Origin of the sequence: Nocardioides sp., from assembly GCF_035703625.1 — a bacterium.
Taxonomy (GTDB): domain Bacteria; phylum Actinomycetota; class Actinomycetes; order Propionibacteriales; family Nocardioidaceae; genus Nocardioides.
Window position 1 is genome coordinate 12,147 of sequence record NZ_DASSXS010000203.1, and the last position, 20,042, is coordinate 32,188.

Here is a 20,042-nt window from a genome sequence, read left to right on the forward strand (position 1 = left end):
GCAAACTCCTCCCATGCAGCTCGAGCAGGCGGTGACCACGGCGCGGGCGCTCGTGGCCGAGCGCTTCCCCGGGGCGAGGGCAGCCTGGCTGGCCGGCAGCGTGGTCGCGGGCACGGCCACTGCCAGCTCCGACCTCGACATCACCGTGCTGCTCCCGGGGCCTCCGGCGCCGTTCCGGGAGTCGCTGGTGCACGACGGCTGGCCGGTCGAGCTCTTCGTTCACACACGCGAGTCGGTGGCGCGATGGATCGCCCAGGACCTCGAGCGTCGCCGGCCGACGCTCGTCCGGCTGATCTCGAGCGGGGTGGTCCTCCTGGACGTCGACGGCAGCGGCGCGGCACTCTCAGAGGAGTGTGCGGAGGTCCTCGCCGCCGGCCCCGGTCCGCCGTCCGACGCCACCCTGGACTGGATGCGCTACGGCCTCACCGACATGCTCGACGACCTGGCCGACTCCACGGAGCCGCTGATGACCGCGGCGATCGCTGTCGCGACCTGGGAGGCCGCGGCCCGGTTGCTGCTGGCGGCCGACGCGCGCTGGTGGGGCACCTCGAAGTGGCTGGTCCGCGAGCTGCGCGAGTACGACGCGGTCCACGCGACGACGTACGCACTGCGGCTGCACGCCGGCCTGGCCGCCGCGTTCGACCAGGCGCCGGACCAGCTGCTGCTCGTCGCCGAGGAGATCCTCGACAGCGTCGGCGGGCGCTTGTGGGCGGGCTACCGGGCCGAGGGGTGAAGACGCCCGCATCGGGCGAGGCCGCTTCTCGGCCTCCCGATCGGTGCCCTCGCTCCGACTGCGTCAGACCTGTCGAGCGTTGGCCGTCCGGCCGCCGAGCCGCGCGGTGAGCGCCTCGGCCGCGCGGCGCACCACCATCGTCGGCGGTTCCTCGTCGGTCGGGGTGGGGAAGGTGACGGCGAGCCCGGCGACGGGGTGTCCGTTGGGGTCGAGGACAGGTGCGGCCACGCTGGCGAAGCCGGGGGTCACCTCACCGTCCTCGACGGCGTAGCCGCGCTGCCGGGTCTCGGCGAGCAGGGTGCGCAGGGCGCTGAGGGTGTCGGTCCCCTTGCCGTGGCGGTCGACGAACGCGGTCCGGTCGGGGTAGAGGGCTCGCACCTGCGCCGGGGGCAGCGCGGCGAGGATCGCGCGGCCACTGGCGGTCAGGTGTGCCGGCAGCCGCACGCCGACGTCGGTCACCAGCGGGGGTCGGCCGTGCGCCCGCTCCTCGACGACGTACAGCACGTCGCGGCCGTGCAGGACCGCGAGGTGGGCGCTGTGGCCGGTGGTGTCGACGAGGCCGGCCAGCAGCCGCCGGGCGATGCGCTGCAGGGGCTCCTGCCGCGAGTAGCCGCTGCCGACCTCGAAGGCCGCGACCCCGAGGCCGTAGCGCTTCTCCTCGACGAGATGGATGACGAATCCTTCGTCGACCATGGTGCCGAGCAGGTGGTAGGCCGTGCTCCGCGGGAGGTCGACGGCGCGCATGATCCGGTCCAGGGGCACCGGGTCGGGCTGGCTGGCCAGGAACCGGAGCACTCGCAACGCCCGGGTGGCGGCCGGCACCTGGCTCATGGACGTTCCGGAGCGGCGATGACCCGGAGAGAGCGTCGCGCCGCCCCCGATGAGGGTGCGGCGCGAGCGATCGGCATGAGGTCAGACTACGGCGCGCGGTGCGTCCCGCCCGGCTCGCTCGGGTCCTCGACCGGACGGCCGTGCTCGTCGACGGGTCGACCCTCGTCGTCGACCCTGGTGGTCCCGTGCGTGCCGGGGGTCGCGGTGGTCTCCGTCGCTCCGGGCGCGCCGGTCGTCTCGGCGGTGCCGGCCCGATCGGGCGTACCGGCAGCGCCGGTGGCGCCGGCCGTGTGGGTGCCGCTGGTGGCGTGGGTACCGGTACCGGTACCGGTGGTCGCGTGGGTGCCGGGAGCGTGGGCGCCTGGCGCTGCTGCCGGGGCACCCGCGGTACCCGTGGTCGACGGGTCGACCCGGCCGGTCTCGTCGTACGCCGGGGCGCCGGTCTCGGTGGCCCGGGTGTCGGGGTCGTAGTCCTCGGACCTGTGGTCGACGTTCGGGTCCAGCCGGTCCGCCTCGCGGAGCTTGTCCTCGTGCAGCGCCTTCTCCTGGGCCACTCCCTGGTGGGCGCGGGCCGCCTCCTCCTCGGCACGCTGGGCCTGCAGCCGGGCCTGCTCGGCCCGTGCCTCGGCCTCGCGGGCCTTGACCTGCGACTCCTGGAGCCCGCCTGCGTGGGCCGCGGCGTCCTGCCGGATGCGCTCCGCCTCCGCCAGGCGCTGCTCGCGCTTCTTCTTGTTGCTCATCCACGCGGCCAGCCCGATCAGGACGAGGACGATGACGGCGATGACGATGATCAGGACGATCGTTGCGCTTGACACGGGCGTCTCCAGTCTCTTGGCAGAGGGCACGCGTGTTGCACCCTCCTGCGATCCCACGTACCCACCCCGGGGTGGCTCATGCGGCCACCGGGTCTCGGATCCGAGACGGCGTGCGGTGGCCGGCACTGGTGGGGGGCGGTGGGCGGGAGTTGGATTGAGGCATGGTCTCGACACCCGCTCCCGAGGTTCCCGTCGGCACCGGCCCGGTCTCCTTCGACGACGTCGTGGCGGTGTGCCGCGACGGGGCCGGCGTCGTGCTCACCGACGACGCGCTGGCGGCGATCGGGCGCGCCCGCGCCGTGGTCGACGACCTCGCGGCCGCCCCGACGCCTGCCTACGGAATCTCGACCGGCTTCGGCGCGCTGGCGACCCGTCACATTCCCACCGAGATGAGGGCCCAGCTCCAGAGGTCGCTGGTGCGGTCGCACGCAGCCGGCTCCGGGCCCGAGGTCGAGCGTGAGGTGGTCCGGGGGCTGATGCTGCTGCGGCTCTCGACCCTGGCCACCGGACACACCGGTGTCCGCCCCGAGACCGCCCGGCTGCTCGCCGCGCTGCTCACCCACGGGATCACGCCGGTGGTGCGCGAGTACGGCTCGCTCGGCTGCTCCGGCGACCTGGCGCCGCTCGCCCACTGCGCACTCGCACTGATGGGCGAGGGCCAGGTGCGTGACGCGTCCGGGTCGCTCCTCGATGCCGCTGAGGCCCTGCGTGCGGCCGGGCTCGCCCCGGTCGAGCTGGTCGCGAAGGAGGGGCTGGCCCTGATCAACGGCACTGACGGCATGCTGGGGATGCTGGTGCTCGCGATCCACGACCTGCGCCGCCTGCTCCGGACCGCCGACGTCGCCGCGGCCATGTCGGTGGAGGCCCAGCTCGGGACGGACCGGGTGTTCGCGCCCGAGCTCCAGGCCATCCGCCCGCACCCGGGGCAGGCGCTCTCGGCGGCCAACCTCATCGCTATCCTGGCGGACTCCGGAGTCGTCGCCTCGCACCGCGGCCCCGACTGCAACCGGGTCCAGGACGCCTACTCCCTGCGCTGCTCGCCTCAGGTGCACGGCGCCGCGCGCGACACCGTCGAGCACGCCGCGACGGTGGCCGGTCGAGAGCTGGCGTCGGCGGTCGACAACCCGGTGGTGCTGGCCGAGGAGGGGCGGGTCGAGTCCAACGGCAACTTCCACGGAGCCCCCGTGGCCTACGTCCTGGACTTCCTGGCCATCGTCGCGGCCGACGTCGCGTCGATCTCGGAACGGCGCACCGACCGGTTCCTCGACAAGGCCCGCAGCCACGGGCTCCCGCCGTTCCTGGCCAGCGACCCGGGTGTGGACAGCGGGCACATGATCGCGCAGTACACCCAGGCCGCGGTCGTCTCCGAGCTGAAGCGGCTGGCGGTGCCCGCGTCGGTCGACTCGATCCCCTCCAGCGCGATGCAGGAGGACCACGTCTCGATGGGCTGGTCGGCCGCCCGCAAGCTGCGCCGCGCGGTCGACGGGCTGACCCGGGTGGTGGCCGTCGAGATCCTCACCGCGGCCCGGGCGCTCGACCTCCGGGCCCCCCTCGAGCCTTCTCCGGCCTCACGGGCCGTCGTACGCCTGCTGCGGTCGTCCGGGATCGAGGGACCCGGCCCCGACCGCCACCTCTCGCCCGAGATCGAGGCCTCCGTCGGCCTGGTCGCCACGGGCGCCGTCCTGACCGCCGTCGAAGAAGTGATCGGAGAGCTTTCGTGAGCGCCAACCCCCGCCTGCCCATCCACGCCGCCACCGGCACCGAGCTGTCCGCGAAGTCGTGGCAGACCGAGGCCCCGCTGCGGATGCTGATGAACAACCTCGACCCCGAGAACGCCGAGCGCCCCGAGGACCTCGTGGTCTACGGCGGCACCGGCAGGGCCGCCCGCAGCTGGGAGGCGTACGACGCCCTCGTCGCGACCCTGCGCACGCTGGAGGACGACGAGACGATGCTCGTCCAGTCCGGCAAGCCGGTCGGCGTGATGAAGACCCACCCCTGGGCGCCGCGGGTGCTGATCGCCAACTCCAACCTGGTCGGTGACTGGGCGAACTGGGAGGAGTTCCGCCGGCTCGAGGACCTCGGCCTGACGATGTACGGCCAGATGACCGCCGGCTCGTGGATCTACATCGGCACCCAGGGGATCCTGCAGGGCACCTTCGAGACGTTCGCGGCCGTCGCCGACAAGAGGTTCGACGGGACGCTCGCCGGCACGATCACCGTCACCGCCGGCCTGGGCGGCATGGGCGGGGCCCAGCCGCTCGCGGTCACCATGAACGACGGCGTCGTCATCTGCGTCGAGTGCGACCAGGCACGGATCCGGCGCCGGATCGACCACCGCTACCTCGACGTCGAGGCGTCCTCGCTCGAGGAGGCCGTGGAGATGGCGGTGTCCGCCCGGGACGAGCGGCGGCCGCTCTCGATCGGCGTGCTGGGCAACGCCGCGGAGCTGCTGCCCCGGCTGCTGGAGATGGACGCGCCGGTCGACATCGTCACCGACCAGACCTCGGCCCACGACCCCTTGTTCTACCTGCCCGTCGACACCGCGTTCGAGGACTGGGAGCGCGAGCGGACCGACGACCCGGTGGGCTTCACCAAGCGCGCGCAGCAGTCGATGGCGACGCACGTGCGGGCGATGGTGGAGTTCCAGGACCGGGGGGCCGAGGTCTTCGACTACGGCAACTCGATCCGCGACGAGGCCAGGAAGGGTGGCTACGACCGGGCCTTCGAGTTCCCCGGCTTCGTGCCGGCCTACATCCGCCCGCTGTTCTGCGAGGGCAAGGGCCCGTTCCGCTGGGCCGCGCTGTCCGGCGACCCGGCCGACATCGCCGCCACCGACAAGGCGATCCTCGAGCTGTTTCCCGCCAACGAGCGGCTGCGGAAGTGGATCACCATGGCGGGGGAGCGCGTGCACTTCCAGGGCCTGCCGGCGCGCATCTGCTGGCTCGGGTACGGCGAGCGGCACCTCGCCGGCCTGAGGTTCAACGAGATGGTGGCCTCGGGTGAGCTGAAGGCGCCGGTGGTGATCGGTCGCGACCACCTCGACTGCGGTTCGGTGGCATCGCCGTACCGGGAGACCGAGGGGATGCTCGACGGCTCCGACGCGATCGCCGACTGGGCGCTGCTCAACGCCCTTGTCAACACCGCGTCGGGGGCGTCGTGGGTGTCGATCCACCACGGCGGGGGTGTGGGCATGGGGCGCTCGATCCACGCCGGCCAGGTGTGCGTCGCCGACGGCACGCCGCTCGCGGCGGAGAAGATCGAGCGGGTGCTCACCAACGACCCGGGCATGGGCGTGATCCGGCACGTGGACGCGGGCTACGAACGGGCGTCCGAGGTCGCCACCGAGCGCGGCGTCCGGGTCCCGATGCAGGAGTCCTGAGCCCACCCTCGGGATCGGCCCGCTGCGTGCCGGCCTTTTCGGCAATCCCTCGCGGAGCAGTGGCGTGCGTGTCAAGGTTGCCCGGTGACCTCCACGCAGCCGACGCGGTACCGGGCGACCCTGACCGGGATCAGCTCCCGCGCCTGGGAGCATCCGGCCGACCGGGGCGCCCTGGTGGCGCTGCGCAAGCTCAAGGGATTCGACACGGTGCTCAAGGCGATGTCGGGTCTCTTCAACGAGCGTGCGGTCCGGCTGGTGTTCCTCGGTTCGGCGATCAGGGTGGACGAACGGCAGTTCTCGAGCATGCACCGCCTGCTCGGTGACGTGGCGCGGATCCTGGACGCGCCGGAGCTGCCCGAGCTGTACGTCGCCTCGAACCCGGTACCGGGCGCGATGACGATCGGCATGAACAAGCCGTTCATCGTCGTCAACTCGGGCCTGGTCCACCTCCTCGACGTCGACGAGCTCCGCTTCGTCCTCGCCCACGAGCTCGGGCACGCGATGAGCGGGCACGCCGTCTACCAGACGCTGCTCCAGCGGCTGCTGGCGCTCAGCGGGGTGCTGACTGCGATCCCGCTCGGAGGCCTCGGCGTCCGCGCGATCGTGGCCGCGCTCTACGAGTGGTCGCGCAAGGCGGAGCTGTCGGCCGACCGGGCGGGCCTGATCGCGACCCAGGACACCGCCACGGCGTTCCGGGTGCACATGAAGCTCGCCAGCGGCGGCCATCTCGAGGACCTCGACGCCACGTCGTTCTTCGCCCAGGGCAAGGAGTACGACGACGCCGACCTGCGCGACTCGGTGCTGAAGCTGCTGCTCATCGAGAACCGCACCCACCCGTTCGCCGTGGTGCGTGCCGCGGAGCTGCGCCGCTGGGTCGACTCCGGTGACTACACCCGCGTCCTCGGCGGTGACTACCCGCGGCGTGACACCGACGCCGACGCCAGGCTCAGCGAGGCTGCGGCCGAGGCGGCGCGCAGCTACTCCGAGCAGTTCCGCCAGACCCAGGACGCGGTGGGCAAGCTGGTCCACGACGCTGCGGGGTGGGTCGGGAGCGCCCGGCTCTGGCTCGACGAGAAGCTGCGCCGGGACGGCGCCGACTGACCGGACCGGGGCAGCCCGGCGGGCTCAGCCCGCGACCGAGGTCTCGGACGTGACCGGGTCGGCGGAGATGACCGGCGGCTCGTCGATGCCGTTGACGGCCGGGCTGATCAGGCGTTCGACGACCAGGGCCAGGGTGGCCATGGCGGCGCAGCCGACCACGAGCATCACCACGAAGGCCGACGACCACCCGTGGTTGAGCAGGACGCCGGCCACCACCGGGCCGAGGATCGTTCCCGCCTGGAAGGCGCCGGAGCTGACCGCGTTGTAGCGGCCGCGCAGGTGGTCGGGCGCCATGTCGTTGGTGATCGCCGGGATGGTCGGCTGCAGCATCGTCTCGCCGAGGGCGAACACCGCGTGGAAGACCAGCACCCCTGCCGTGGCGGCGATGGTGCCGGCCACGACTCCGGTGAGCCCGAGGGTCACCCAGGACGCTGCCCACAGGGCGCACATCACCAGCAGCACCCGGGTGCGCCGACGGCCCGTGATCAGACGCAGGACCAGGAACTGGAGTCCGACGATGACCAGGGTGTTGAGGGCGAACGCGAAACCCACCACGCGGGTGGAGACCTCGCTGACCTCGCGGGCGAAGGCCGGGAAGCCGGCCTCCATCTGGCCGTAGCCCACGAACGTGCCGAGGAAGGTCAGCACCGTCATCCACAGCACGGCGGGCCGGCGGACGATCGCGAGATAGGACCCCTGGGCGGCGTCGTGGTCGTCGGGCACGTCGGCCCGACCGTGCACGTGACGCAGCGGGCCGAGCAGGAGCGCGATCGGCACCAGCATGGCGGCGCCGTCGGCGAGGAAGATGACCGTGAACGTGTGGGGCGCCGAGACGTCGGCGTAGAGGCCGCCGATGATGCCGCCCACGCCGATGCCGAGGTTGACCAGGGCGAAGTTGATGCCGAAGTACTGCTGGCGCATCGCGCCGGCGGGTGTGATGGCGGCGATCAGGGCGTTGAACGCCGGCCAGGCAACCCCGAAGTTGAGGCCCATGAACGCGAAGGCCAGCGCCACCACGACGGGGGTCGAGGCGAAGGCGAGGATCGAGCACCCGACGAGGTGCGCCGCGGTGGAGAAGAGCAGCAGGCGACGGGCACCGAACCTGTCGGTCAGCGCCCCGCCCGGCCCGGTGACGCCGAGCGCCACGATCGCGATGAAGGCCATCAGCAGGCCGGCGAGGTCGAGCGAGATGCCGCGAACCTCGTGGAGGTAGATGACGGTGAACGGCAGCGTCATCCCTCGGCCCAGGGTCTGGACCGCCACCGTGGACAGGAGCCAGCGCCCCTCGGTGGACAGCTGGTGCCAGAACCCACGCAGGCCGGGTGTCGTGCTCACCGGACCATCCTTGCCCGGGCCACCGACAACCGCCCACCCGTTTCCCGCCCCGGACGCGACGAGAGGGACGGCGGCGACACCCGCGCCACCGTCCCTCTCGATCGGCCCACCTCGTCGGCCTCGCCCCAGGTGGGCGGGGGCGAGGCCGATCCGGGAGGGATCGTGGGGTCAGCCCGAGCTGCCGCTGGAGCCCGCAGGGGCGAGGGCGACGCGGCCCCGGCACACCTCTCCGGTCCTGGCGTTGATCGCCCGGGCGACGAAGCGATCCGTCCCGGCCCGGTTCGTGAGCATGCGGTCGACCGAGAGCGACCGGCTGATCCGGTTGGTGCGCCGCGCTCCGGAGAAGACGAGTGCGCCGTTGTCCCTGACCCGGACCGTCCAGCGCTGGCCGGCGCGCTGGGTCTCCACGCTGAACTCCATCTCGATCCGGCCGGTGTCGTGCTTGGCCTTCATCACCCAGGAGGCGTTCGCCGAGCAGGAGCCTGTCCTCTCGGTGAAGTCCCCGCCTCCGGCCTGCGCCGGGGCTGCGGCGATGACGCTGCCCAGGAGCACGGCCGAGCCGATGACCGCGGGATAGGTGTGCCTTGTGCTCATGCTGTCCCTCCGATGTCTTGAGGGGCACCGCCCTCGGGTGCCTGCGACAAATGTCCGGGCGCGCGGGTACACCCCACAATCGGACAAAGGGACTAGTCGCGTGGACCCGCGAGATGCCCATGGCCCGTCGGCGGCGCCGCCGCTACCCTCGTGCCGATCCGTTCACGGGGGCGGAAGGCGAGGCGACATGCGCAGTTCGGGACCCGGTGCGGCGACGCTCGCGGTCGTGGCGATGACCGGCTGCTCCCTGATCCAGGGTGCTGACGCCTCGTCGGCCTCCGGCCCGGTGGCCGGACCCGGGGCCGGCGACCTGTTCGTGCACGGAGAGGTCCGCCGGGACGGCGATCCGGTGGCCGGCGCCGAGGTCTCCCTCCTGATCGAGGACCTGGGGGTGGCCGGCGGGACGACGACGTACGACGTGCCGGCGGTCACGACCACCGAGGACGGCAGCTATGCCTTCGACATCGACCCCGACGAGCTCCCGGGACGGTTCCTGGCGGGGGACGACTACGTGAGCTTCGACGTGTCGGTGACCGACGAGGCAGACGCCGCGACCTGGTCCTCGAGCGTGTGGCTGGTGGAGGACGACGGCGCGTGGCGGGCCCGGGGTGCGGACGTCAGCGACGCCGTCCCGGCCGTCTCGTTCGACCTCGGTCGCGGGACCGTCGAGGTCACCGGTTCGACGGGGGAGAGCACGACCTACGGCGAGTAGCCCGTCCGGCCGCACGGGTACAGCGCGGAAGGCTGATCGGCGGCTGCCCCTTGACAGGGTGCTACTAAACCGGTTTAGGTGGAGCGATGTCCCGCCCCACGATCAACGACGTCGCCCGCGCTGCCGGCGTCTCCAAGGGCGCCGTCTCGTTCGCGTTGAACGACCGCTCGGGCCTCGCTCCCGAGACCCGGGCCCGGATCCTCGGTGTCGCGCGGGACATGGGGTGGACCCCGAGCTCACGCGCCCGCGCCCTCTCGGTCTCCCGCGCGCTCGCGGTGGGTCTCGTGATGGCCCGCCCGCCCGAGACCTTGCGGGCGGACCCCTTCTTCCCGTCCTTCATCGCCGGCGTGGAGAGCGAGCTGTCCCGCCACGGCTACGCCCTCCTGCTCCAGGTCGTGCCCGAGCACGAGGGCGAGCAGCAGACCTACCGCCGGCTCAGCGACGAGGGCAGGGTCGACGGCGTCTTCGTGACCGACCTGTACGTCGACGACGCACGCCCCGCGCTGCTGGCCGAGCTGGGGCTGCCTGCCGTGATCGTCGGCCCCGGACTCACCACCCCCGTCTGGCCCTCCGTCGGTGTCGACGACGGCCCCGGGATCGTCGCCGCCGTCGAGCACCTCCTCGCCCAGGGCCACACCCGGATCGCGCACGTCTCGGGCCCGGCCCGGATGGTGCACGGTCGTTCCCGCCGCGAGGCGTGGGCCGCCACCCTGCGCGGCGCCGGCCTTCCGGAAGGCCCCTGTGTGGAGGCCGACTTCTCCGCCGAGAGCGGTGCGGCCGCCACCCGCGAGCTGCTGGACCTCGCCGAGCCTCCGACGGCGATCGTCTACGCCAACGACCTCATGGCCGTGGCCGGACTGGCCGTCGCCTCCGGGCGCGGCATCGACGTTCCCGGCCGGCTGTCGGTGACCGGCTACGAGGACACCGAGCTCGCGGCCCATCTGGTGCCGGCGCTGACCACCGTGAGCAGCGACGTCATCGGCTGGGGCCGGGCGGCGGCCGTCCGCCTGCTCGAGCTGATCGACCAGCGACCGGCCACCGCCGTGGAGCTTCCGCTGCCGCGGCTGGTCGTCCGCGGATCCACCGGTCCGGTCCGCCACCCGGTCCCCTGAACCACCAGTTCCCCCGCAGTACACGAATGGAGAGAGACAGATGAGATCGAAGGCCGCTACAGCAGTGCTGACCTTGCTGGCGATTGGCATGACCGCCGCGTGTGGGGGTGACAGCGGCAGCTCCGACGAGGCCACCACCGCCACGGGCCCGATCAAGGTCTGGCTGTCCAACAACCCGGAGGAGATCGCCTGGGGCAAGGCGATGGTCGAGGAGTGGAACGCCGAGCACCCCGACGAGGAGGTCACCGCCCAGGAGATCCCCGCCGGGGAGACCTCCGAGGAGGTCATCGGTGCCGCGATCACGGCCGGGAACGCCCCCTGCCTGGTGTTCAACACCTCGCCCGCGGCCGTGCCGCAGTTCCAGAAGCAGGGAGGACTGGTCGCGCTGGACGAATTCGAGGGCGGCACGGACTACGTCGAGTCACGCAGCGGTGACGTGGCGGAGCAGTACAAGTCTCCGGACGGGCAGTACTACCAGATCCCCTGGAAGTCGAACCCGGTGATGATCTTCTACAACAAGGACATCATGAAGAAGGCAGGGGTCGACCCGGAGAACCCGCCGCTGGGCACCCATGACGAGTTCCTCGCGACCAGCCGCAAGATCGTCGACAGCGGGGCTGCCCAGGCCGCCATCTGGCCGGCGCCGACCAGCGAGTTCTTCCAGTCCTGGTTCGACTTCTACCCGATGTTCGCGGCCGAGACCGGCGGCCAGCAGCTGATCGAGGACGGAGAGGCGACCTTCGACTCCGAGGAGGGCAACACGGTCGCGGAGTTCTGGGGGACCATGTACGACGAGGGTCTCGCGCAGCAGGAGGTCTACAACGGCGACTCCTTCGCCGACCAGAAGGCGGCCATGGCCATCGTCGGCCCCTGGGCGATCGCCGTCTACGGCGAGTCGGTCGACTGGGGCGCCGTTCCCGTCCCGACGTCGTCCGGCACGAGCCCGGAGGAGACCTACACGTTCTCCGATGCCAAGAACATCGGGCTCTACTCGGCGTGCGAGAACCAGGGCACCGCCTGGGAGGTCCTGAAGTTCGCGACCAGCGAGGAGCAGGACGGCAAGCTGCTGGAGATGACCGGCCAGATGCCGCTGCGCAGTGACCTGCAGGGCACCTATCCGGACTACTTCAAGGAGAACCCGGAGTACGTCGAGTTCGCCGACCAGGCCTCGCGCACCGTCGAGGTCCCCAACGTGGCCAACTCGATCGAGATCTGGCAGACGTTCCGTGACGCCTACTCGGAGTCGGTGATCTTCGGCAAGGCGCCGGTCGACGAGTCCCTCTCGGGCGCGGCGGAGGAGATCACGGATCTCGCGAGCCAGTCCTGAGCCGGATCCGACGATGACCGAGACCGTCGACCGGACCCGTCCGGCGCGCTCCCGATCGAGGCTGGCGGCCCTCCTGGGCCGCCAGCCCCTGGGAATCGTGTTCTCCGCGCCCTACGTGGTGTTCCTCGCTGTCGTGTTCGCCTACCCCCTCGGCCTGGCGGTGTGGATGAGCTTCCACGACTACTTCTTCGCCGCACCGGGCGTGGAGGTGGAGCGACCGTTCGTCGGGCTCGAGAACTACCAGGAGGTCCTCGGCGACCCGGATGTCCGGGAGTCGTTCCTCAACGTCGTCGAGTTCCTCCTCATCAACGTGCCGCTGACCGTCGTGCTCGCCCTGGTGCTGGCCGCCGCCCTCAACGGCGCCATGCGGGGCCGGACCTTCCTGCGGATCGCCTACTTCGCCCCCTACGTGACCGCCAGCGTCGCCCTGGTGGCCGTGTGGCTGTTCCTGTTCAGCCAGGGCGGGATGGTCAACCAGGTGCTCGGCCCGCTGGCGCCGGACCCGTCGTGGCTGGTGAACAGCACCCTGGCGATGCCGGTGATCGCGCTGTTCGTGACCTGGAAGCAGCTCGGCCTGTTCGTGCTGTTCTACCTCGCGGCGCTCCAGAACGTGCCGAAGGAGCTCTACGAGTCCGCCGCGAGTGACGGTGCGGGACGGATCAGGGCGTTCTGGCACGTGACCGTCCCCGGAGTGCGGCCCGCCACCACGTTGGTGCTGATCCTCGCCACGATCACGGGCGCCAACCTGTTCACCGAGCCCTATCTGCTCACCAACGGCGGCGGGCCCAACGGCGCCTCGAGCTCACCGGTGCTGGTGATGTACCAGAAGGGGATCGAGCAGGGGAACCCCGACACCGCCGCCGCGATCGGCGTGCTCCTCGTGATCGGCGTACTGCTGATTGCCCTGGTGACCAGGAAAGTCGTCGAGAGGGACTGACATGAACCGCTTCCTGCGATACCTGGTGCTCTTCGGCGGCGCCCTGCTCTTCGTCTTCCCCTTCTACTACATGCTGATCAGCTCGCTGCAGAAGGAGCCCGACACGACGCTCAAGGGCGCCTTCCCCACCGGCGGGTTCACGCTGGACAACTACACCGCGATCGACGATCGGGTGGACCTGGGCCAGTCGCTGGTCAACTCAGGCATCTTCACCGGAGGCGTCCTGCTGGGGACCGTCGTCTTCGGGGTGCTGGCCGGGTATGCGCTCGCACGGCTGCACTACCGGGGGAGAGGCACCCTGTTCGCCGTCATGCTGCTGGTGCAGACGATCCCGTTCCAGCTCCTGATCATCCCGATCTACGTCATGATCGTGCGCACCTACGGGCTGGCCGACTCCTACCTCGGGATGATCGTCCCGTTCGCGATCAACTCCACGGCCGTCTTCCTCTTCCGGCAGTTCTTCCTGCAGCTGCCGGAGGAGCTGTTCGCCGCCGCCCGCCTCGACGGGGCCAGCGAGCTGCGGATCCTGTGGTCGGTTGCGCTGCCGCTGGTCCGCCCAGCCGTCCTCACCGCGATCCTGCTCACCTTCATCGGGCCCTGGAACGAGTTCCTCTGGCCGTTCCTCGTCACCAAGGACGCCGACATGCAGCCACTCGCGGTGTCGCTCGCCAACTACATCAGCAACGTCGCCGGACGGGCCGCCAACCCGTACGGCGCCATCCTCGCCGGCGCCGTGGTGCTCTCCGTCCCGGCGGTAGCGCTGTTCGTCGCCTTCCAGAAGCACTTCACCGCCTCCGATCTCGGGTCGGGGGTCAAGGGATGACCCCGGGACACGGGCTGGGGATCGTCGGGGCGGGTGGGTTCGCCACCTTCCTCGCCGGAGCCACCGCCTCGCTTCCCGACGTCACGGTCCGGTCGGTCGCCGACGTACGGCCCGAGGCCGCGCGCCGGCTGGCCGACGCCCACGGCGCACGGGTGGCCGACTCGTGGTCCGACCTGCTGGCCGACCCCGCCGCCGACATCGTGGTCGTGGCCACCACCCCCGACAGCCATGCCTCGATCGCCGCGGCCGCGCTCGAGGCGGGCAAGCACGTCCTCGTCGAGAAGCCGCTCGCCCTCGACGACGCCGAGGCCCGAGGCCTCGTGGCGACCGTCGAGCGCACCGGGCGCGTCCTGGTGGTCGACCACGTCCTGCGCTACAACCCGCTGCTGCGGGCGCTGGGTCGGCTGCGCGGTCCGCTGCTCGGCCCGGTCCAGCGTTTCTGCTTCGAGAACGACGCGAGCGACGAGGACCTCGGCCCGGCCCACTGGTTCTGGGACGAGACCCGCAGCGGAGGGATCTTCGTCGAGCACGGAGTGCACTTCTTCGACGCCGCCGCGGCGCTGATGGACCACCCCGCCACCTCGGTGCAGGCCGTCGCCGCGCGCCGAAGCGACGGACCGGTGGACCTGGTCTCGGCCACGGTCACCCACGGAGACGCACTGGCCACCCACACCCACTCCTTCACCCACGCGCATCGGTGCGAACGCCAGCTCATGCGGCTCGACTGCGGGGCCGCCGAGGTCCGGGTCGAGGGCTGGATCCCCGTGCTGGCCGTGATCGACGCGTGGACCGACGACTCCGGCCTGCAGGTCGCCGAGGGACTCCCCGCCCGGAGCGACGAGCTGTTCCACGTCGACGGCTTCCGTCTCGGACCCGGGGCCGCAGTTCGCGTCTCCAGTGAGCCGCACGCCGCGCCCGCCCGCGCTCGGGGGCGGGGCCTCACCCAGGTGGTGCCGCACCGGGTCCGCGTCGAGCTGACCCTCGGCGGGCACGACGCCAAGCCGGCTGCGTACGCCGAGAGCGTGCGCGCGGCGATGACCGACCTGCTCGCACGCATTGCCGACGGCGGCGCACCGGTCAGCGGTCCCGCCGAGGGCGCCGCGGCCGTCGCCATGGCCACCGCCGCCACTCGCTCCGCACAGCACGGGAGAGCCGAGTCGCTCGCCCCCACACCTGTCCCTGCCCGATGAACCGTCCAGTGATGAGGCATCCCATGACCCACTCCTCCCGACCCCGTCCGTGGCGCAGCCGCGCCGTGCTCGCCGTGGCCGCCCTGACCGGTCTGGCGGTCACCTCGACGACGGTGCCGTCCGTGGCGACCGTCAGCACCCCCAGGTCCGCCTACGCGGCGCAAGCCCCGGGGACGCTCACCAACCTGGACCACCTCGACTGGCTCTCGGTGACGGTCTCCCCGCCGGACCAGGCCGGGCACACGACGTACCGGCTCGCGCAGGAGCCGGAGATCGGCACGCTCTGGACCTACGCAGAGCCGAACCCCGACGGGACCTTCCGGCACGTCGGCGGCGGGTCCTACGACCCGGCCACCGACACCTGGAGCCAGGGCGCGTTCAACGCCGACGACGTGAGCCGCGCGTCCGTCGTCTACCTGCGGCACTGGCAGGCGACGGGCTCGACGGCCAGCCGGGACGCGGCCTACCAGATGCTGCGCGGCCTGACGTACCTGCAGACCACCACCCCCGGCGACGACCTCGGCAACGTGGTGCTGTGGATGCAGCCCGACGGAACCCTGAACCCCAGCGCCGAGCCGAAGGAGCTGCCGGACCCCTCCGACAGTGACGCGTCCTACTGGCTGGCCCGCACGATCTGGGCCCTCGGTGAGGGTTACGCCGCCTTCAAGCATGCCGACCCCGCGTTCGCGGAGTTCCTCGCGGACCGCCTCGACCTCGCGGTCGGCGCGGTCGACCGGCAGGTGCTGGACCGCTACGGGGAGCACCTGGACATCGACGGCGAACCGGCTCCGGCGTGGCTGATCGCCAACGGTGCCGACGCGAGCGCCGAGGCCGTGCTCGGACTGTCGGCCTACGTCGAGGCCGGAGGGACGCCGGCGGCTCGCACCGCGCTGTCGCAGCTCAGCGAGGGCATCGCGCAGCTGCGCGGCGGCGACGCCCGGCACTGGCCGATGGGCTCGGTCCGTCCCTGGGCGGAGTCGCGCTCGGTCTGGCACGCCTGGGGCGGCAACGCACCCGCCGCGCTGGCCGAGGCCTCCGGCGTGCTCGGACAGCGTGGGCTGGCCGACGCGGCGAGCCGCGACTCGTTCACCTTCGACCCGTGGCTCCTGACCTCGGGCGGCGCTGACAACGGCCGGCTGCCCACCCGTGGGGACGCCTCGCAGATCGCCTACGGCGCTGACTCGCGGTTGCAGTCCCTGCTCGCGACCGCCGAGGCCGACGGCTCCACCACCGGTGCCGCGACCGGTCTCGCCGGGATCGTGGCCGCGTGGTACTTCGGCGCCAACCCCGCCGGCCAGCCCATGTACGACCCCGCCACCGGCAGGACGTTCGACGGGATCTCCGGGTCCGGCCAGATCAACCGCAACTCGGGTGCCGAGTCCACGATCCACGGGCTGCTGTCGATGATCGCGCTCGACCAGCACCCTGCCGTCGCCGAGCTCGCCCGGACCAACGGCATCGAGACCAGGCAGGGCACCGTCACCCTGGAAGCCGAGGACGGCGACCTCACCGGCGACGCGTCCGCCGCCGTGCCGCCCTCGATGTGGACCGGCGAGTCGTTGTTCAGCGGCTCCGGGTACGCGGCCCTCGGAGACGGCGGGTCCACGACCCTGGCCCTGCCGGAGCACCCCCGCTCGCTCGTGCTGCCGGTGTTCGACCTGCGTCCGGGCAGCGGCGCCGTCACCACCCTCCGGGAGGACCAGCAGCTGCTGGGACGCGTGGCGTCCGGCGAGATCGGGGCGCAGGGCGACTCGCCGGCGCCGGGAGCCCTGCTGCCCGTGACCCTGCCCGTGACGCTGCCGGCCGGTGCGACCAGGCTCTCCGCCACCACCGCGACCGGAGACGGCGATCCCGCCGCCCTGGACGCGCTCATGCTCGAGCCGCTCGTGTCGCGCCTGGTCCTGGCCGGTGACGGCCACGGCACCGCGCTCCTGCGGAGCGCGTCGACGAGCGCCGAGCGCACCAACGTGCGCGTCGCCGGCACCGGTCCGGCGCGGGTGCAGACCTACGACGGCACCGGTCGTCCGGTCGCGTCCTCGGTCAGCACCGCCCGGACGGTGAACGTGACGGTGCCGGCCGGAGGTTTCGCCCTGGTCCGTCGCTGACCCAGCCACGCTTCAACGAACACAGAGAACGAGGAGTCATGTCCCCCCAGGCCCACCCGCACGCCGAGTTCCCGCTCGGACCCTTCCGGCCCTACGAGCAGAACCCGATCCTGAAGCCCCAGGGCGACGGCTGGGAGTCGGCCAGCGTCTACAACCCGGCCGCCGTGGTGAAGGACGGCAAGGTCGTCCTGCTCTACCGTGCCCACGCCGACGACATCGTGTCCCACGTCGGCCTCGCCACCAGCGAGGACGGCATCAACTTCGAACGCCACCCGGAGCCGGTGCTCTCGCCGACCGAGCCCTACGAGGAGTTCGGTGCCGAGGACCCGCGGGTCAGCGAGATCGACGGCACCTACTACATGACCTACACCGGCTGGGACCGCACGACCGCCCAGCTCTGCCTGGCCACCTCCACCGACCTGTTCACGTGGACCAAGCACGGGCCGCTCTTCCCGGAGTTCAACACCTTCCTCCCGCAGGGCAACGGCCAGGACGGCCCGTGGAGCAAGGCCGGCGCGATCCTGCCGGTGCCGATCGAGGGTCGCTACCTCATGTACTTCGGCGAGGGCTCGATCTACCACGCCTGGTCCGATGACCTGATCAGCTGGAAGCCGTGCTCCAACGACGAGCCGCTGATGGTGCCGACCGGGCCGGGCACGTTCGGTGAGTTCCTGGTGGAGGTGGGCCCGCCGCCGATCATCACCGACAACGGGCTGATCCTCATGCTCCACAACGCCGCGGTGAAGAACGCCGACGGATCGGTCCGCTACACCTGCGGCCAGCTGCTCTTCGACCCGGCAGACCCCGCCACGATCCTCGCGGAGATGAAGCGGCCGTGGCTGGAGCCGTCGACGTACGAGGACACTCACGGACTGGTCTCCAACGTGACGTTCGTGGAGGGCCTGGTGAACTTCCAGGACACCTGGTTCGCCTACTACGGCCAGAGCGACTCGACGCTGGGCGTCGCGACGTACCGGATCGGCGACCGATACTCCGCGCTGGGCTCCTGATGGCCGAGGCGACCCCCTGGCTCGCCACCGCGGCCCATGGCCGCTGGCTGGAGGCCGAGGGCGACCGGCTGCTCGACTTCAGCCGGGCCTCACGCCATCCGGCCGGGGGGTTCGCCTGGCTCGACGAGGCGGGGCGTCCAGAGCCCGACCGGCCGGTCGAGCTCTGGATCACCTGCCGGATGACGCACGTGTTCGCGCTGGGTCACCTGATGGGCCGCCCCGGTTGCGGGCCCCTGGTCGACCACGGCATCCGCGCCCTGGCGGGACGCTTCCGCGACCCCGTCCACGGGGGCTGGTACGCCGCCGTCGACGAGGGCGGGCCGACCGGTCGTGACAAGAGCGCCTACCCGCACGCGTTCGTCGTCCTCGCCGCGGCCAGCGCGACCTGCGCGGGTCGCCCCGGTGCTGCCGACCTGCTGCGCGAGGCTCTCGAGGTGCTGCTCACCAGGTTCTGGGACGACGAGCACGGGATGGTCGTGGAGGAGTGGGACGAGTCCTTCTCGTCGCTCGACAGCTACCGCGGCGTGAACGCCAACATGCACACGGTGGAGGCGCTCCTCGCAGCCGCCGATGCCACGGGGGACCGCGCCCTGCTCGACCACGCGCTGCGCATCGTGACCCGGGTGGTGCACGACCTCGGACCCGCCCACCACTGGCGTCTGCCGGAGCACTTCGACGAGGCGTGGACCCCGCTGCTCGACTACAACCGCGACGCCCCGGCCGACCCGTTCCGCCCCTACGGCGCGACGGTCGGCCACTGGCTGGAATGGGCGCGGCTGGCCCTCCACCTGCGTGCCGCGCTCGGCTCCACCGCCCCGGACTGGCTCCTCTTCGACGCGGTCGGGCTGTTCGAAGCGTCGGTGCGCGAGGGATGGGCGACCGACGGCGCGGACGGGTTCGTCTACACCGTCGACTGGGACGGCGAGCCCGTGGTGCGGGAGCGGATGCACTGGGTCGCGGCGGAGGCCACGGCCACCGCCGCCGCACTGCACGCGGCGACCGGCGACCCGTCGTACGCCGGCTGGTACGCGACCTGGTGGGACCACATCGCCGAGGTGTTCATCGATCAGGAGCTGGGTTCCTGGCGCCACGAGCTCGACGCACGGAACCTGCCCAGTGACGTGGTCTGGCAGGGCAAGCCGGACACCTACCACGCCCTGCAGGCGACGCTGATCCCGCGACTGCCCCTGACGCCGACCCTGGCAGCCGCGCTGCGCGACGGGCTGCTGGACCAGGTGCGACGTCCGCCGGGGTGATGCCCCGGTCCGGTGAGATCCGGTACCCAGGGTGGACGGGGTCGGCTCCGGTCCGACCTGGGTAGGTAGACCGTTGTCGGCTCGGGATCGCAGTCTGAGTGATGCCCATCAGGATCAGCCGCCGTAACAGGGTCTCGCTCGCCACGTCCTGCGTCTGCGCGCTCGCGCTGGCCAGTTGCGGGACCGCGCGCCAGGCCCCCACCGCGGACTCCGGCCGCGCTGAGTCGCCCGTGGCCGGCCGCGCGCTCAGCGCGCAGTACACGCTCGCGCTGGTGGAGATCGGACGTCCTCGCGTGCGGGTCACGACGGCCGGGCCCGACCTCATCCGGTTCGAGTGGGTGATCCCCACGGACTACCCACCGACGCGGTGGCTCGTGATCTACGACGGGGACCGGCTCTTTGCCCACCTCAACGACTTCGTGGACCCCTACCAGCTCTACGAGTCGCCGGAGGAGTTCGGCGGAATGTTCTACGACTACGTGCGCTCGTGGGTGCTCCTGCCGGGCAGCGCCAGACTGGCCGAGGCGTGTCCGGGAGCCCGGCGCCTCGGCAGCCGACAGATCCTGGGACGGACCGCGATCGGCTACCGCTGCGGGCGATCACGCGCCGAGATGGTGACGGCACGCCGGATGTGGGTCGACCGGGCCACCGGGCTCGTGCTCGAGGCGGGGCGGGTCGTCGCGAACCGGGTCGACCCGCACCCCCGGATCGACGAGTCGACGTTCTCCACGACCCCGCCGGAGGGTGTGGACGTGAGGCGGTTTCCGGCCAGGTGACGACCC

18 protein-coding genes are annotated in these 20,042 nt (G+C 71.9%); 14 read left to right on the plus strand and 4 right to left on the minus strand.

The window, feature by feature from the left end; genetic code table 11:
• Positions 1-13: 13 nt before the first annotated feature.
• On the plus strand, positions 14-733 hold the full coding sequence (locus VFN12_RS09885) for a nucleotidyltransferase domain-containing protein (protein WP_325118483.1): 720 nt from the start codon (positions 14-16) through the stop codon (positions 731-733).
• Positions 734-796: 63 nt separating this feature from the next.
• Here the strand turns inward: VFN12_RS09885 and VFN12_RS09890 are convergent, their stop codons facing one another.
• A complete protein-coding gene (locus VFN12_RS09890) occupies positions 797-1,564 on the minus strand; it encodes an IclR family transcriptional regulator (protein ID WP_325118484.1) in 768 nt (255 codons plus the stop codon).
• Between the two features lie 86 nt (positions 1,565-1,650).
• The gene (locus VFN12_RS09895; protein WP_325118485.1) at positions 1,651-2,379 is read right to left on the minus strand and encodes a hypothetical protein; all 729 of its coding nucleotides are present in this window, start codon (positions 2,377-2,379) and stop codon (positions 1,651-1,653) included.
• A 161-nt stretch (positions 2,380-2,540) separates the two neighbouring features.
• Between VFN12_RS09895 and hutH the strand changes: the two genes are divergently transcribed.
• From hutH to VFN12_RS09910, 3 genes are all read left to right on the plus strand, one after another.
• Positions 2,541-4,100, plus strand: coding sequence for a histidine ammonia-lyase (hutH, locus tag VFN12_RS09900; RefSeq protein ID WP_325118486.1), 1,560 nt, complete (start codon positions 2,541-2,543; stop codon positions 4,098-4,100).
• Complete coding sequence (hutU, locus tag VFN12_RS09905) at positions 4,097-5,758, plus strand: urocanate hydratase (protein ID WP_325118487.1); 1,662 nt, start codon at positions 4,097-4,099, stop codon at positions 5,756-5,758. Before hutH ends, hutU begins: the two co-directional genes overlap by 4 nt.
• An 84-nt stretch (positions 5,759-5,842) precedes the next feature.
• Complete coding sequence (locus VFN12_RS09910) at positions 5,843-6,859, plus strand: M48 family metallopeptidase (RefSeq protein ID WP_325118488.1); 1,017 nt, start codon at positions 5,843-5,845, stop codon at positions 6,857-6,859.
• Positions 6,860-6,883: 24 nt separating this feature from the next.
• On the opposite strand, the gene VFN12_RS09915 is transcribed toward VFN12_RS09910, so the two are convergent.
• Both VFN12_RS09915 and VFN12_RS09920 read right to left on the minus strand, forming a co-directional pair.
• Positions 6,884-8,194 (minus strand): MFS transporter, encoded by a 1,311-nt coding sequence (locus tag VFN12_RS09915; protein WP_325118489.1) that lies wholly within the window; start codon positions 8,192-8,194, stop codon positions 6,884-6,886.
• A 168-nt stretch (positions 8,195-8,362) separates the two neighbouring features.
• Positions 8,363-8,788 (minus strand): hypothetical protein, encoded by a 426-nt coding sequence (locus VFN12_RS09920; protein ID WP_325118490.1) that lies wholly within the window; start codon positions 8,786-8,788, stop codon positions 8,363-8,365.
• 187 nt (positions 8,789-8,975) lie between these two features.
• Here VFN12_RS09920 and VFN12_RS09925 point away from each other — a divergent pair, with 187 nt between their 5' ends.
• The 10 genes from VFN12_RS09925 (at position 8,976) to VFN12_RS09970 (ending at position 20,036) form a co-directional block, all read left to right on the plus strand.
• Positions 8,976-9,500 carry a hypothetical protein gene (locus VFN12_RS09925; RefSeq protein WP_325118491.1) on the plus strand — a complete coding sequence of 175 codons (525 nt, stop codon included), beginning with the start codon at positions 8,976-8,978 and terminating at the stop codon, positions 9,498-9,500.
• A gap of 86 nt (positions 9,501-9,586) precedes the next feature.
• Entirely contained in the window at positions 9,587-10,612 is a 1,026-nt protein-coding gene (locus VFN12_RS09930; RefSeq protein ID WP_325118492.1) for a LacI family DNA-binding transcriptional regulator, read from the plus strand.
• An 88-nt stretch (positions 10,613-10,700) separates the two neighbouring features.
• A complete protein-coding gene (locus VFN12_RS09935) occupies positions 10,701-11,939 on the plus strand; it encodes an extracellular solute-binding protein (RefSeq protein WP_325118493.1) in 1,239 nt (412 codons plus the stop codon).
• Between the two features lie 13 nt (positions 11,940-11,952).
• Positions 11,953-12,876 (plus strand): sugar ABC transporter permease, encoded by a 924-nt coding sequence (locus VFN12_RS09940; protein WP_325118494.1) that lies wholly within the window; start codon positions 11,953-11,955, stop codon positions 12,874-12,876.
• A gap of 1 nt (position 12,877) precedes the next feature.
• Entirely contained in the window at positions 12,878-13,699 is an 822-nt protein-coding gene (locus VFN12_RS09945) for a carbohydrate ABC transporter permease (RefSeq protein ID WP_325118495.1), read from the plus strand.
• Positions 13,696-14,889: a Gfo/Idh/MocA family oxidoreductase gene (locus VFN12_RS09950; protein ID WP_325118497.1), complete on the plus strand. Its 1,194-nt coding sequence runs from the start codon at positions 13,696-13,698 to the stop codon at positions 14,887-14,889. Before VFN12_RS09945 ends, VFN12_RS09950 begins: the two co-directional genes overlap by 4 nt.
• A gap of 23 nt (positions 14,890-14,912) precedes the next feature.
• Positions 14,913-16,994 carry a hypothetical protein gene (locus tag VFN12_RS09955; RefSeq protein WP_325118498.1) on the plus strand — a complete coding sequence of 694 codons (2,082 nt, stop codon included), beginning with the start codon at positions 14,913-14,915 and terminating at the stop codon, positions 16,992-16,994.
• A 38-nt stretch (positions 16,995-17,032) separates the two neighbouring features.
• Positions 17,033-18,004 carry a glycoside hydrolase family 130 protein gene (locus VFN12_RS09960; protein ID WP_325118499.1) on the plus strand — a complete coding sequence of 324 codons (972 nt, stop codon included), beginning with the start codon at positions 17,033-17,035 and terminating at the stop codon, positions 18,002-18,004.
• The gene (locus VFN12_RS09965; protein ID WP_325118500.1) at positions 18,004-19,260 is read left to right on the plus strand and encodes an AGE family epimerase/isomerase; all 1,257 of its coding nucleotides are present in this window, start codon (positions 18,004-18,006) and stop codon (positions 19,258-19,260) included. The genes VFN12_RS09960 and VFN12_RS09965 overlap by 1 nt, the downstream gene beginning before the upstream one ends.
• A 101-nt stretch (positions 19,261-19,361) precedes the next feature.
• Positions 19,362-20,036: a hypothetical protein gene (locus VFN12_RS09970; RefSeq protein WP_325118501.1), complete on the plus strand. Its 675-nt coding sequence runs from the start codon at positions 19,362-19,364 to the stop codon at positions 20,034-20,036.
• The last annotated feature ends 6 nt before the right edge of the window (positions 20,037-20,042 follow it).